A 13,998-nucleotide genomic window follows, 5' to 3' on the forward strand; every position below is an offset into this window, starting at 1 on the left:
TTTCGGTGACTATAAGGATGGATGGATGGAAGGGGCTTGCAAACGATGGTTGAAAAAGGGCGGAAGGAAAGGATTAATAACTTTTCAGATCAACCCCTCCGAATGTGCACGAGCCTTTCAGGATCAGTGTTTTGTTCGAAGGAATGGCCGGAGGAACAATGCGCTTGTCTTCGATACCACCGAATACGGTGTTCACATCTACCCGCACGTCCCAGCTGGAAGGCACTATTATCTCCACTCCTGCAAAGAGCGTTGTGATCTCAAGGAAAACTTCGCCCTCAATATCTGCCTGCGAAAAGTTCAGCTCCGTGCCCCCGAATACCGTGGTCACATTACCGCCTTTGAAGTTCTTTGACAGGATTACTTTATTCGTTCCGCTGAAAATAGTGGTAGCCTGAATGAAGTCATCAGAATTGGCACTATCGTCTGCAGAAAAGATCTTCTCATACTGGCTCTTTTTACTGGTAGACCGGCCTATGATATAAATACCGATCAGGATAAGGATGGTGGGCCATACGAACCTTCGCAGGTTCCAGTCGAACGGCACAATATCGCCTACAAGGAATATACAGCCTACCATGGTTACTATAAACCAGGCAATACCCTGAAACTTACCTTTTACACCCATAATACAGCCTACGGCAATGAGGATCATGGGCCAGGAAAAGAGCCAGTTAGGCAGCTCAAGCCCCATTTTTTTCAGGAAAATGAAAAGACCGATACAGAGAATGATAACGCCGGCCCAGAGACCGCTACCGTTTCCACTATCTTGACGACGATTATAGTTACCCATAAATTGTAGTGTTTGTGATTATTTATGATACAAACATACGGAGCGCATATACGCCGGGCAACAGGGATCAGGCGGGCGGGGGTGGATTTACCGGTAAAAGCGGGGAAAATGCCGGTGAAACCGGTCAGAGTTCCACAATAATGGTTTCACCGCCAAGTTTGCGGATAAGTTGCTGCAGGGCGGCCACCATGGGGTCGGGACCGCAGAGGTAAAAGTGCTGGCTGTAATCTTTAACCTTGTCGCGCAGGTACACCTCATCCACGAGGTGATGGTCGTAGCCGGGGCGGGCCTCATCTGTAAGGGTATTGATGAAATTGGGGCCGAGGATGGAGCGGAGCTCGTCTTCGAGAATGACATCTTCCTGCGTTTTATTACTGAATATCAATTTGTTACTACCAACTTCCCCCTCCTTTTGCAATTGCCTGAAAATGGCAATAAAGGGGGTAATACCGGCACCTCCGGCTATAAAAACCCCTTCTCCCTGGTACTGGATGGCGCCCCAGGGCTCGTGGATGATGAGTTCATCCCCGGCTTTGAGCTGCCCCAGCTGGTGGGTAACACCCTCATGGTCGTCGTAGATCTTTATGGTGAATTCGAGATGGTCCCAGTCGTTAAGTGCCGTAAAAGTGAATGGCCGAAGCTGATCGTCCCATCCCGGCTTGTTAACGGCCACGTCTGTAGCCTGTCCGGGTACGAAAGTATACCCCGGGGGCTTTTGGAATCTGAAGCGTTTTACATCGTGGGTAACGGGGGTTACATCAATAATACTAACAATATGTTGCTCCATGGCGCCAGATTTACGGGTCATACAATTCTACTCCGAATTTAAGTTAATTCTCACAAATCGGGTGGCGGGGACCATTGCAAATGTGTTACCTTTGCGGTGCAATAAAGAAATAGCAATATGCCGGCAGAAAAAATTCAGATGATCAACGGGCAGATCAAGGTTCCTGCCCATCCCATTATTCCATTTATTATCGGTGACGGCATCGGGCCGGATATCTGGCGTGCGAGCGTACGGGTATTTGACGCGGCTGTAGAAAAAGCCTATGGTGGAGAACGGAAGATTGAGTGGAAAGAAGTATTGGCAGGTGAGAAAGCCTTCCAGGAAACGGGCGAATGGCTGCCCAAGAGCACTTTGGATTCTTTGAAAGAATACCTGGTATCCATCAAAGGCCCGCTGACCACGCCTGTGGGTGGCGGTATCCGCTCCCTGAACGTGGCAATGCGCCAGGAACTGGACCTTTACGCCTGTGTGCGCCCCGTTCGCTGGTTCAATAAAGTACCCAGCCCCGTGAAGCACCCCGAAAAGGTGGATATGGTGATTTTCCGCGAAAACACGGAAGACATCTATGCCGGCATCGAATATATGTATGGCACCGAAGGCGCCAACAAACTCCTCAAATTCCTCACAGAAGAACTCGGCGTAAACAAGATCCGTTTCCCGGAAACTTCTTCCCTCGGCATCAAACCCGTATCGAAAGAAGGTACCGAACGCCTCGTTCGCGCTGCTATCAGATATGCCATCGAGCACAAGAAACCCACCGTTTCCATCGTGCATAAAGGCAACATCATGAAGTTCACCGAAGGTGGCTTCAAAAACTGGGGTTACGAACTGGCCGAACGTGAATTCGGTGAATTCGTATATACCTGGGAGCAATGGGAAAAAACCAAGAAAGAACAGGGCGAAGATGCGGCTAACAAAGAAATTGCCGTAGCAAGGGCGCATAACAAAATCATCGTAAACGATGTGATCGCCGATAACTTCCTCCAGCAGATCCTCCTCGCTCCGCAGGACTACTCCGTGATCGCCACCCTCAACCTGAACGGCGACTACATCTCCGACGCGCTGGCAGCAGCAGTAGGCGGTATCGGCATCGCACCCGGCGGCAACATCAACTATGCTACCGGCCACGCAGTGTTCGAAGCTACCCACGGCACCGCTCCCCGCTTCGCTAATACCGACACCATGAACCCATCCTCCGTAATCCTCTCCGGCGTTATGATGCTGGAATATCTCGGATGGAAGGAAGCAGCAGATATCATTACCCACGGCCTCAGCACCGCCATCATGCGCAAACGCGTTACCATCGACTTCTATAAGCTCATGGACGACGCCACGCTCGTGAAGACAAGTGAGTTCGCAGACGAGATCATCAAGCAGCTCTAACAGGCCTTAACACCGATTTTCCCGTTACAATTACGTTTTTTTGAAGGATAATACTATCTTTCGACATTCAAATAACATCATTTGATAGAAAAACGTAATCCGTAACGGGATTTCGTGTCTCATTAAAGACCAAAGACCATAAAAGCATATTGAAGAAAACAAAACATTAAATCGATGTCACAAAAAATTAAAGTTGCAAACCCTGTGGTTGAACTGGATGGCGACGAAATGACGCGGATCATCTGGAAGTTCATCAAAGACAAACTGATCACACCCTATCTGGAGCTGGACATTAAATATTATGATCTGGGCATGGAGCACCGCGATGCTACCAACGACCAGGTGACTATTGACGCTGCCAACGCTATCAAACAATACAACGTGGGCATCAAATGCGCCACTATTACTCCCGACGAGCAACGTGTAGAAGAGTTCAAACTGAAACAGATGTGGAAGTCGCCCAACGGCACTATCCGTAACATCCTCGATGGTACCGTTTTCCGCGAGCCTATCGTGATGAAAAACGTTCCCCGTCTTGTTCCCAACTGGACCGCTCCCATCTGCATCGGCCGCCACGCTTTCGGCGACCAGTACCGCGCTACCGACTTCCTCACTAAAGGAAAAGGCAAACTCACTATCAAATTTGAAGGCGAGAATGGCGATGTACAGGAGTTTGAAGTATACAACTTCAAAGGCGACGGCGTAGCCCTCGCTATGTACAATACAGACGAATCCATCTACGGTTTCGCCCGTGCCTGCTTCAACCAGGCGCTTATGAAAAAATGGCCCCTGTACCTCAGCACCAAAAACACCATCCTTAAGAAATACGACGGCCGCTTTAAAGATATCTTTGAAGACGTGTACCAGAAAGAGTTCAAAGCTGAGTTCGATAAAAACGGCCTCACTTACGAACACCGCCTGATCGATGACATGGTGGCTTCTGCGCTGAAATGGAACGGTAACTTCGTATGGGCTTGTAAGAACTACGATGGCGACGTACAGTCCGACACCGTTGCACAGGGCTTTGGCTCCCTCGGCCTCATGACTTCCACCCTCGTTACGCCTGATGGCAAAACAATGGAAGCAGAAGCTGCTCACGGTACCGTTACCCGTCACTACCGCGACCACCAGGCCGGTAAACCTACTTCCACCAACCCCATCGCCTCCATCTTCGCATGGACCCGCGGCCTGGAGTTCCGTGGTAAGCTGGACGGTAACCAGGAACTGATCAATTTCTGCCACGCACTCGAAGCAGTTTGCATCGAGACCGTTGAGAGCGGTAAAATGACCAAAGACCTGGCCGTTTGCATCCACGGTAACAAAGTGGAACATGGCAAACACTACCTCTACACCGAGGAGTTCCTCGAAGCGCTGGACACAGCACTGAAAGCCAAACTCGCCAAATAATCCAACATTTGAGATATAGAAACGGCCTCCCATTGCGGAGGCCGTTTTTTTTTGTCAGGCACTCAATAAAAAAAGCCCCCTGACACTAAGTACAGGGGGCGAAATTACAAACAGCTAATAGAAGGAAACTAAAACTTCAGTGTATCTGGTTTTAGGGCGTAAAAAGTATCTATTGCCAGGCGCACGGGTTTGTAGCCCGACAGTACGCTTACCGGTTCATCTTCCCGGCAATCAGGCAGCCGTGTTTCTGTTACTGCTGCTCCGGCATCTACCGTTTGCTCCTGGCCGGCAAGATCGGTATATGTGATCCGGGAACCGGTGTGCACGGTATCGGCAGTTGCCCATTGGATGACGAGCGTTTTATCCCCCTCAAACCATTTGGAAACAATACCGCGGTTACCCAGCCCGCTCTGGTAGCGCCCGCCATAACTGCGAACGCCTGCCTTTTCAATGGGTACGGATATATTGCCTGCCCCGTCCTGCGCGTAAATCTTAAAATCATAGGTATCCTCTGCCAGCCCGTTCACGGTGGCCGTCAATGTTTGCGACGGATCGTGGGAAGTGGCCGCCACTTCCAGTGATGATGCTCCACGGTTCCAGGTGATTTTGTACGACTTGATGCTGGGATCTGCACTGGGCTGCCAGCTGAAGCGTACACGCTCTTTGCCAGGTAATACCTCCAGGTTCTTCATCAACCCGGGATACACTTTTTCCTTGCCATTGAGATACTCCCTGTAGTCAGTAGCCTGTTTATCGCAGGCAGGCAAAACGCCCAGCAGGATGATGGCAACGCCTGCCAGGGGAAATGTTTTATGAAGATGGATAGGTTTCATGTGTTTGTCGGTTTTAGGTTATTGCTGGCCCCAGAACGAGATTTCGACCATATGCCAGAAGTTGGTGTTAGACCATGTTTCCAGCACCTGGAAACGGATGTAGCGGACTTTAGGGGAGCCGGCCGGAATGTTGAATTCAAATCCGTTTCTGCCGAATGCCTGATCCTCCGCGGTATTGTCGTAAGGCGGTCTTCCTGACGGTTTAGCAGGGGCTTCATATTCGCCGAGCATCGTCCAACCGGTGAAGCTGCCGTCTGCCGCAGGCCTTTCATTAGTGCCCCAAACGCGCCATCTCTTAGGGTTACCATGCGAGAAGTCGTACCATCCGCCACCACGCTGCCAGGTTTTAAAGCGGCTCAGATTATAGCTCGCACCCATATCGAAAGTGATGTGCTTGGGCAGTGCACCAATTGTGGTAGTGTGGAAACCGGTGCTGTTAGGATCGTTGTTACCATCCCACAGGTAGTGGATAAACCAGCCATAGTCAGAAGGCTCATCGCCCGGAGAGCTCATATCCGCAAACTTGTTCTTGTCGATAAGTTCTTCGAAAAGCGGTGTGATCGTTTCAAACAACGTATCGGAACTGTTGCCCCAGCGGTCTACGATATAAACACCGAACTCACGCGGCTCATTTTCATACCCGCGAACACTGAAACCGATTTGCTCATTAGTAGTATACTGGTTTTCGATGGGCTTAAATTCTCCGTTCTTATCTTTTGTAATTACGATAACGCCGATCTTTTCACGGATGGAATTCACACAGCCGATGAAGACACCGCCAAAGTCAGGTGCGATCCGTACGGTAGGCATCACCAAACGGTGAACAGGCGTTTCGGGGTTCACCTTTACGATCACCGGCTCGGATTCTACTTCGGCACGCGAAACGGTTGTAAGCACCACTTCATATTCTTTCTTCTCGGCAAAGCCGCTTACTTCCACTTTATTGGAGTAATAAGAAACCTGCGTCTGCCGTGTAAGTGCATCGTTGGTTTTATACTTCGCCCTTACATACAGCAGGTTGGAGGAATTGGGCAGCGTATAGGTGATGGTTGCACCGCCGTTATGATTGGTTACCTGTACATTGGTAACGGGAGCAGGCCGGGCGCCGTCTTTATCTGTGGGCTCGTTGAAAGCGTCGTCCTTAAAACAGCTACCCAATACGGTTGCCATGCCCAGCAGGCTCAGCAGCGCGAATATTTTGGTTTGTGAAGTTTGCATCTTGATTGGATTTTAATTGAAAGAAGGAATCCCCGATTACCATAAAGGCGTTTGCACAAGGTTGGGATTTATGGTCAGGTCAGCTTCGCTGAGAGGCCATAAATATTCCCGGGTATTGTATACCGGTGTGATGATCGTACGCGGACGGTAGTAACCTGCCACGCTTTCTTCATACACACTCCAGCCCTGCATGGGTTTAGACAGGTAATCCTTCATTTCCTTCCACCGGCGCATATCCCAGCCGCTCTGGCTTTCGAAGGCCAGTTCAATACGCCTTTCCTGGTGAATGATCTGGCGAAGGCCTTCTTTACTGTTGAACTTCCCGGGGTTATTGGAGAAATTGGCCCAGGACTCTTCCACCGTTTTCAGCTTCGCCCTGTCTCTCACTTTATTTACCCAGGTAAGTGCCTCGGTACGGTTGCCTGTTTCGTTCAGCGCTTCCGCATACAGCAGGTACATGGCAGCGAGGCGGATGCGGGGTACTGCAAATGGTACAGGAAGGCTGCGGGCCAGGAACTCGCTCTGGTAAGGCACGAGCTTCTTGGGCCAGTAGCCGGTGGAGTTCGTTTTAACGATCATAGCCGCACCGCTTACCTGTTTCATCTTACCCTGCACATATTGCTGGTTATCGTCGTCCAGTGTTCCGTTGCCGAACCAGTTGCTGCCGTCGAAGCCAAGGCTGGCGTAGAAGCGGACTTCCCGGTTCATGTTGAGCCCTGCTGTCTGATACCCGTTCCGGATATAATACCTGTGTGCATCGTCGCTGGCACGTGGTACATAACGGTTGGCATAATCCCAGGTCTTGTCTTCGTTGAGAGGAACACCGTTTTTCGTGTAGAACAGTTCAGCGATAGCCAGTGGGGCAGACAGGCTTCCCCAGATCACATCGTTGGTTTGAGATTCCGCTGCCATTTTGGGGATGCAGATATATTGCCAGTCGCTGTTCACCGCATTGGCTCCCCAGATCACTTCGTCGTTGAAAAGGTGCGTTACCGCGCCCTGGAAAGCGAGCAGGTGCATGGTGGAATCGCTCAGGCCGGTAAGATTCGCAGGCGGCACAAAGGGATAAAGTTTTCTGCCAACGGAATGTGCTTCCTCTATCGCCAGCTTACAGGCTTCGGCAGCTAATGCCCATTTATTGGGATCTGCGGTTGGAGAAAACAGTGGTGTATTTTCCTTTGAACGGAAATTGATGTAGTCGGGGTTACCATTGAACAGCGGGCTAGCCTGCCAGGCCAGCACTTCTGCTTTAACGCTCAATGCTGTTGAACGGGTGACCCTGCCCAACTCGCTGGCCTCTGATGTGATGATGCGCGGGAGGCCGGCTGCCGCTTCATCCAGTAATTGCACGATGTAGTTGAAAACGGTATCCACATGCTCCCTTTTCACACGCACTTCTTCGATAGATGCATTCACCGGGAGATTTTTGCGTATTACGGCAATCGGCCCGTACATGCGTACCAGCCAATAATGGTAGTAAGCCTTGAGGAAATTCGCCTCGGCAGTCCACCGCGCTCTTTCGCTGGCAGACAGGTCTACCGGCTTACTTACGTTATCAAGGAAAATATTACAACGGCGGATAGCCTGATAAAGGTTTACTCCCGCATTACCGCCGCTCCAGAAGTTCAGTTCTACAGACAGCACGTTATTTCCGCTGCGCAGCATCCGGAAACCCATGTCTGCATTGTTCTCTACCGGGAACGGGTGCAACAGCTCCCCACCGGTGGTGAAAGCCGGATCGGACCAGGCATAAAAAATAGACTTTTGCATTGTAGCGTAGCAGGTGAACAGGTAATTCTCCGCTTCATTCCGGTTACGGAAAGCGTAATCTACCGTTGCCACGTTGTCAGGCACTACATCCAGGTATTTCTTGCAGGACGGCAGGCTTGCCATTAGCACAGCCGCCACTATCCAGGTACGTATATTGAATTTCATGATTTGCATTTTTAACACACTACAGGTTGACGTTGATACCGAAGTTGAACACTTTCTGCACCGGGTAAGACATGCCCTTGCCGGCCATTTCCGGATCCCACAGTTTGAATGCGCTCCAGGTATGCAGGTTCAGTCCGTTGAAATAGATACGCAGATTCTCGATGTGATAACGTTTGGTGATATGCTTCGGAATGGTATAACCCGCCTCCAGGCTTTTCAACCGCAGGAAGGCGCCGTTACGCATGAACCAGGTGTTGGGAATGGTAACCTTATCTGAAGGCGAGGGCGCGGAGTTGTAGTTATGCGTATGGGATAAACGGGGCATCATGGCATAGATGTTCTGATTCTCTTCCGACCAGTGATTCTCCGCATATGCTTTCAAAATCTGCGCGTTGCCAACGAAAGGCATGGTGCTTTCCAGGTAAGTACCTCCATTGTCTACATCAGATACATCGATGAAGAAAGATTCCCGGCCAAGGCCCTGGAAGAAAGCAGACAGGTCGAAGTTCTTATAACCAACGGAGAAACCTGCGCCATACACCAGCTCAGGTGCAGTGGGCATGCCGATAGGCACCATATCACGCTCAGTGATTTGCCCGTCGCCGTTTACATCGCGATACTTGATGTCGCCACCACGTGTCACGAAGCCGTTAAAGTTCTGGCGGGGTGAATTGGCTACTTCTTCGTCATCAACAAACAATCTTTCCGCGATAAATCCGTATACCTGGTTGATGGAATTACCGATGCGCGAACGCCAGGGTTCATTGAATTTAGGCTCTTCGTATTGTTTGAATTCATTGGTAGCGTACGTCAGGTTACCGCGAACTGCTGCCCATACATCTTTACCGAAGTTCTGCTTGTAATCCAGCGAAAGATCTACACCCTGAGACATAGCCTCGCCGATATTGGCACTAATTCCGGCCTCAAGTCCTGATGTGCTGGGTATGGAAGCACGCTCCTGCAGGATATTGGTGCGGCGCTGGCGGTAGATTTCCCCGATGAAATTGAGCTTATCGAAGAACGATAGTTCCAGCCCGATGTTCGTTTGATATGAGGTTTCCCAGGTTACGTCGCGGTTTTCGTAGTTGGAAATGGATACCCCGTTGCGGGTGTATGCATTATTCCTCCCGAATGTGGCGCCATATCCAGAGTTCATATTTACTTCAGACATGTAGAAGAACCGCTGTGAGCCAATAGCATCGTTACCTACAAGCCCATGGCTCGCACGCACCTTAGCCCTCGTTACCACATCGCGGAGCCCTTCCCACATCCGCTCATTGGAAATCACCCATGATGCACCGATAGTGGGAAAGAAACCGAAGCGGTTGTTGGTGGAAAAACGCTCACTGCCATTGTAACCGAAGTTAAACTCCAGGAAGTAACGGCTCAGGTAAGAATAAGTAGCACGCCCTGCCAATCCCATATTGCGGTAAGGCAGGGAGGTCTGCAGGGTAGTTCCGTCCGTATTCAGCGTTTGCTGGCGGGTGCCAACGAGGGTGCTGCTGATCGTATGATCCCCGAAGGTGCGGTTGTAATCCAGCACCCCCTGCAGGTAAACAAAGGTGGAAATCACCCGGTTGCCTGGTGTAAAGCCAAGGTATTCCGTAGCTTCTCCGGGCTTGTTATTCAGCCATACAAGGCGGAACTGGTCTGTTCTCCTGTCGTAATCTCCCACCTGGTAAAAGAAAGGATTATACTGGCGCACCACGTCGAAGAAAGAATACCGGTTAGTGGTCACCATCCCGCGGAAATTAAGTCCCGGGGTAACGAACGACAGGTTCTGCGTCAACTCTACCTGTGCAGACATACGGGAGCGGGAAAAATTCTTGTATCCGCGGAGCAGCTGGGCGTAAGGGTTAGCGCCAAGGGTGCCGTCTTCCCGCAGTTTGTTGCCGAAAAGAATATGCTTTTCGAATACGGTGGAAGAATCGGGGGTGAAGAACGCCGGGAAATCGACCGGGCTGGTATGCATCACCAGTGAATACAGATCGGTACCATAGGAAGCATCCTGTGTAACCGGGCCAGTGTACTCATCGAAGTTGCCCGATAATCGCACCACCATTTCGGTAGTTTTGGTGAGATTGATATTTACGTTGGAACGGAGCTGGTAATTATCCAGTCTTACATTGTTATTGAAATTATTGACAGGGTTCACATTCAGTATACCGTTATCCCGGTTGAAAGCTCCCGCCACATAATACCGGGCCACTTCACCGCCACCGCTTACGCTGAGGTTGGCGCGCTGGTTATTGGTACGCTTCTTGAAAAGCTCCGCCATCCAGTCTACCGCCGGGTATACGAATTTGTTATCTCCGTTGCGGGTATGGTTGATTTTGTTCTGATCATAGCGCGGAGCACCGAGGGAATCCCTTGTCATGATAGCTTCATTGTAGAGCTCCATGTACGACACAGGATTTGCCATCTCGATGTTTTTCGTAGCCTGGGAAATAGAGTTCTCGAAGCGGAAGTTGATCTTCGCTTTTCCGGCTCTTCCCTCTTTCGTTGTAACAAGAATAACACCGTTGGCGCCCCTTGCACCGTAAAGGGATGTAGCGCTGGCATCTTTCAGGATAGAAAAACTGGCGATATCATCTACCTGCAGCCGTGCAAGGTCTGTGGCCGTCAGTTCCACGTTATCGATAAGGATAAGGGGATCCTGCTTGTAGCCGAAAGTAGTAACACCGCGCACGAAGAAGGTGGCATTGTCCTGCCCCGGCTGACCGCTGCGCTGGTAAGCGATCATACCGGCTACCTGGCCTGCCAGTGCCGTAGTAAGGTTACTGGACGGGATTTTAAGATCTTTAGGGTTTACAGTGGTCACGGCTCCAACAATCGCTTCGCGCTGTTGCTTTTTACCATAGGCGGTAATAACCACGTCGGTCAGCTGGCTGACTCTTTCCCGAAGTACAACGTCTACAGTTCTTTTGCCGGCAAGGGGGATTGTTACTGTCTCAAAGCCCATGAGTGTGAACTGGAGAGTGGCGTTAGGGCTTACATCCAGCACAAACTTACCGTCTGCGTTGGTAGTGGTACCCTTTCCTGTAACGCCTGCTACCAATACGGTAACACCTGGCAGGCGTACACCTAAAGAATCTTTCACGCTACCGGTGATCGTAACCTGCCCACCATTTTCCTGTGCAGCCATAGTTAATGGCAGAAACATAAAAAGCAGTGCTCCTACAAGGAGTTTAAGTAACGAAGCCTTATAATGCAACAAAGAAAGTTCACGAGGCGGGGAAATAACTTGCCCGCCTGGAATGGAGTGAACGTGGATCACTTTCATAGCCCAGAGATTTTAATAATTTGGTTGATTGCGTCTAATGTTGATGCTGTTCGGCATCAAATATAAATCGATGTATTAAAATGAAAAATGGATATGATTGGGGAAGTGATGGATTTTATGCTGATGCGGAAAGGTTTGCCTAAGCGCAAGGGTAATTGATAAAAATATCCTTGTATATCATATATTTGTATACACCGGAACATCGTGCAGCAGGAATAATAAATGGATAATCTTACGGAGATGTAAACTGAAGCTTCATGAAGAAAAAAGATGGTTTCGACGGGCAGCAGGCCGTAGTTATCCCGCGCAAGATCCTCCAGGAGCAATGCGCCCAAAACGATCTGATGGCTGCACTGTACATCACAGATATGGGATACTATCCCAAAGCCAGGTTCCATCACCGCGTGCGGCCAGACGGGGTGGATCAGCACATTCTCATTTATTGCGTAGACGGCAAGGGCAGCGCCCGTTTCAACAGGCAAACTTATTCCGTAAGTGCCGGAGACTTCTTCATCATCCCGCGGAAAACCGCGCACTCCTACAGTGCGGATGAAGCTGACCCGTGGACGATTTACTGGGTACACTTCGATGGGAGTGCATCCGATACCGTGATCCGTTCTTTGGAAAATAAAGCCGAATCGCTGAAAAGCACTGTGCCATGGCGGGATCAGCGTATCACCCTTTTCGGGTCTATATACCGGCAGCTGGAGAATGGTAATGACCTCGACAACATCTTTTACGCCAATCTTTGCTTCGGCCAGTTTCTTGCCTCTCTCCTATTCCCTGAGCGGTACACACCAGACAACCAGGCCGACAGCCGGGAGATCGTGGCTGCCGCCACTGCTCTCATGAAGCAGCAGATCGGCTCCCAGCTGCCGCTGCAGGAACTGGCAAAGTCTGCCAACCTCTCCGTTTCTCACTTTGTACACCAGTTTAAGAAAAAGACGGGATATACGCCCATTGAGTACTTCAACAACCTGAAAGTGCAGAAAGCATGTGAGTTGCTCCTGTATACCGAACTGAGGATCAAGGAGGTGGCAGCAAGCGTGGGCATGAGCGATCAGTATTACTTTTCCCGGTTTTTTACCCGGCTGATGGGCATGTCTCCCAACCATTACCGCCAGCAAAAGGGCGGATAGCGCCTTTCCGGTTGGCATTTTTTTGACAGGCGGCAAGTCCTCAACCGAATTCTTTCCCTATTTTTAGAGCGTAAAAATCAAACCAATCATGAAAAGATTTCAGATGCTGCCAGCAGTGCTGCTCCTGCCGGCACTCGTTCATGCCCAAACCAAGTACACGGTAAAAGGCAAGATCGGGAACTACAATGAACCCGTTAAGTCATACCTCGTTTATTCAGTTGACGGTGAGCAGAAACGCGATTCTTCCTTCCTTAAAAATGGTGAATTCTCTTTCTCCGGCACTGTTCCCGGTATTACCAAAGCAACGGTATTCCTGAACTACGGCCCAAATGTGAGCCGTGCTATTCATCAGTCCGAATCAGTGAAAATCTTCCTCGAGCCCGGCACCATTAACATCAAGAGCGCCGACTCTATGAAGACGGCTACTGTGAAAGGCGGTATCCACACCACCGATCTGCAGGCACTCGATGCACAGATGAAGCCCCTCGGCGAGCGTAACAAAGCCCTCATGGCACGTTACTATGGCTCAACTGAAGAGCAGAAGAAAGATTCTGCTTTCATGTCCGTACTCATGGCAGAAAGCAAGCAAATCGGTGAAGACGAAGATGCGATCATGAAGAAATTCGCTGAAACGCATACCAAATCCCTCGCCGGCCTCGATGCGCTGAAGCAATTCGCAGGTTCTACTCCTGACTACAACACCATCCAGCCCATGTTCGCTAAGCTGGCTCCCGCTGTACAATCCAGCCCCGATGGTAAAGCGTATGCCGAAATGCTGGAAAAAGTGAAAGCAGTTTCCCTCGGCGCTATCGCTCCCGACTTTACCCAGAACGATCCTGAAGGCAATCCTGTCGCCCTCTCCTCTTTCCGCGGTAAATATGTGCTTATCGATTTCTGGGCTTCCTGGTGCGGCCCCTGCCGTGCAGAAAACCCACATGTGGTGAAAGCGTATAACGAATACAAAGACAAAAACTTCACCATCCTCGGCGTATCGCTCGACCAGCCCAATGCAAAAGACAAATGGCTGAAAGCTATTTCCGACGACGGTCTTACCTGGCCCCAGGTTTCCGATCTGGCTTTCTGGAAAAATGCTGCTGCACAGCTGTATGCCGTGCGCTCCATCCCCCAGAACTTCCTGCTCGATCCCCAGGGTAAAATCATCGCCAAGAATCTCCGTGGCGATGCACTTACCGCCAAACTCGCGGAAGTGATCAAATAAG

At 50.4% G+C, this 13,998-nt stretch carries 10 protein-coding genes; 4 read left to right on the forward strand and 6 right to left on the reverse strand.

Going from position 1 to position 13,998, the window contains the following annotated elements; all coding sequences use genetic code 11:
* Nucleotides 1-73: 73 nt before the first annotated feature.
* Complete coding sequence (locus tag DEV76_RS09335; RefSeq protein ID WP_109697606.1) at nucleotides 74-793, reverse strand: LiaF transmembrane domain-containing protein; 720 nt, start codon at nucleotides 791-793, stop codon at nucleotides 74-76.
* 124 nt (nucleotides 794-917) lie between these two features.
* Complete coding sequence (locus DEV76_RS09340; protein ID WP_232826915.1) at nucleotides 918-1,601, reverse strand: FAD-binding oxidoreductase; 684 nt, start codon at nucleotides 1,599-1,601, stop codon at nucleotides 918-920.
* A 96-nt stretch (nucleotides 1,602-1,697) separates the two neighbouring features.
* Here DEV76_RS09340 and icd point away from each other — a divergent pair, with 96 nt between their 5' ends.
* Together icd and DEV76_RS09350 are read left to right on the forward strand one after the other, a co-directional pair.
* Nucleotides 1,698-2,963, forward strand: a complete 1,266-nt coding sequence (icd, locus tag DEV76_RS09345; protein WP_109697607.1) for an NADP-dependent isocitrate dehydrogenase — start codon at nucleotides 1,698-1,700, stop codon at nucleotides 2,961-2,963.
* Between the two features lie 174 nt (nucleotides 2,964-3,137).
* Nucleotides 3,138-4,370: an NADP-dependent isocitrate dehydrogenase gene (locus tag DEV76_RS09350; protein WP_109697608.1), complete on the forward strand. Its 1,233-nt coding sequence runs from the start codon at nucleotides 3,138-3,140 to the stop codon at nucleotides 4,368-4,370.
* 128 nt (nucleotides 4,371-4,498) lie between these two features.
* Here the strand turns inward: DEV76_RS09350 and DEV76_RS09355 are convergent, their stop codons facing one another.
* The 4 genes from DEV76_RS09355 to DEV76_RS09370 are packed head-to-tail and all read right to left on the reverse strand — an operon-like array spanning nucleotide 4,499 to nucleotide 11,501.
* Nucleotides 4,499-5,203: a DUF4998 domain-containing protein gene (locus DEV76_RS09355; RefSeq protein WP_109697609.1), complete on the reverse strand. Its 705-nt coding sequence runs from the start codon at nucleotides 5,201-5,203 to the stop codon at nucleotides 4,499-4,501.
* Between the two features lie 18 nt (nucleotides 5,204-5,221).
* Nucleotides 5,222-6,421, reverse strand: a complete 1,200-nt coding sequence (locus tag DEV76_RS09360; protein WP_109697610.1) for a DUF5000 domain-containing lipoprotein — start codon at nucleotides 6,419-6,421, stop codon at nucleotides 5,222-5,224.
* 36 nt (nucleotides 6,422-6,457) lie between these two features.
* On the reverse strand, nucleotides 6,458-8,356 hold the full coding sequence (locus DEV76_RS09365) for a RagB/SusD family nutrient uptake outer membrane protein (protein WP_109697611.1): 1,899 nt from the start codon (nucleotides 8,354-8,356) through the stop codon (nucleotides 6,458-6,460).
* 19 nt (nucleotides 8,357-8,375) lie between these two features.
* Nucleotides 8,376-11,501 carry a SusC/RagA family TonB-linked outer membrane protein gene (locus tag DEV76_RS09370; RefSeq protein WP_232826916.1) on the reverse strand — a complete coding sequence of 1,042 codons (3,126 nt, stop codon included), beginning with the start codon at nucleotides 11,499-11,501 and terminating at the stop codon, nucleotides 8,376-8,378.
* Nucleotides 11,502-11,896: 395 nt separating this feature from the next.
* Between DEV76_RS09370 and DEV76_RS09375 the strand changes: the two genes are divergently transcribed.
* Together DEV76_RS09375 and DEV76_RS09380 are read left to right on the forward strand one after the other, a co-directional pair.
* Nucleotides 11,897-12,778: an AraC family transcriptional regulator gene (locus tag DEV76_RS09375; RefSeq protein WP_109697612.1), complete on the forward strand. Its 882-nt coding sequence runs from the start codon at nucleotides 11,897-11,899 to the stop codon at nucleotides 12,776-12,778.
* A gap of 88 nt (nucleotides 12,779-12,866) precedes the next feature.
* Nucleotides 12,867-13,997, forward strand: a complete 1,131-nt coding sequence (locus tag DEV76_RS09380; RefSeq protein ID WP_109697613.1) for a TlpA disulfide reductase family protein — start codon at nucleotides 12,867-12,869, stop codon at nucleotides 13,995-13,997.
* Nucleotide 13,998 lies beyond the last annotated feature (1 nt).

This window comes from Chitinophaga deserti, assembly GCF_003149455.1.
Classification (GTDB): domain Bacteria; phylum Bacteroidota; class Bacteroidia; order Chitinophagales; family Chitinophagaceae; genus Chitinophaga; species Chitinophaga deserti.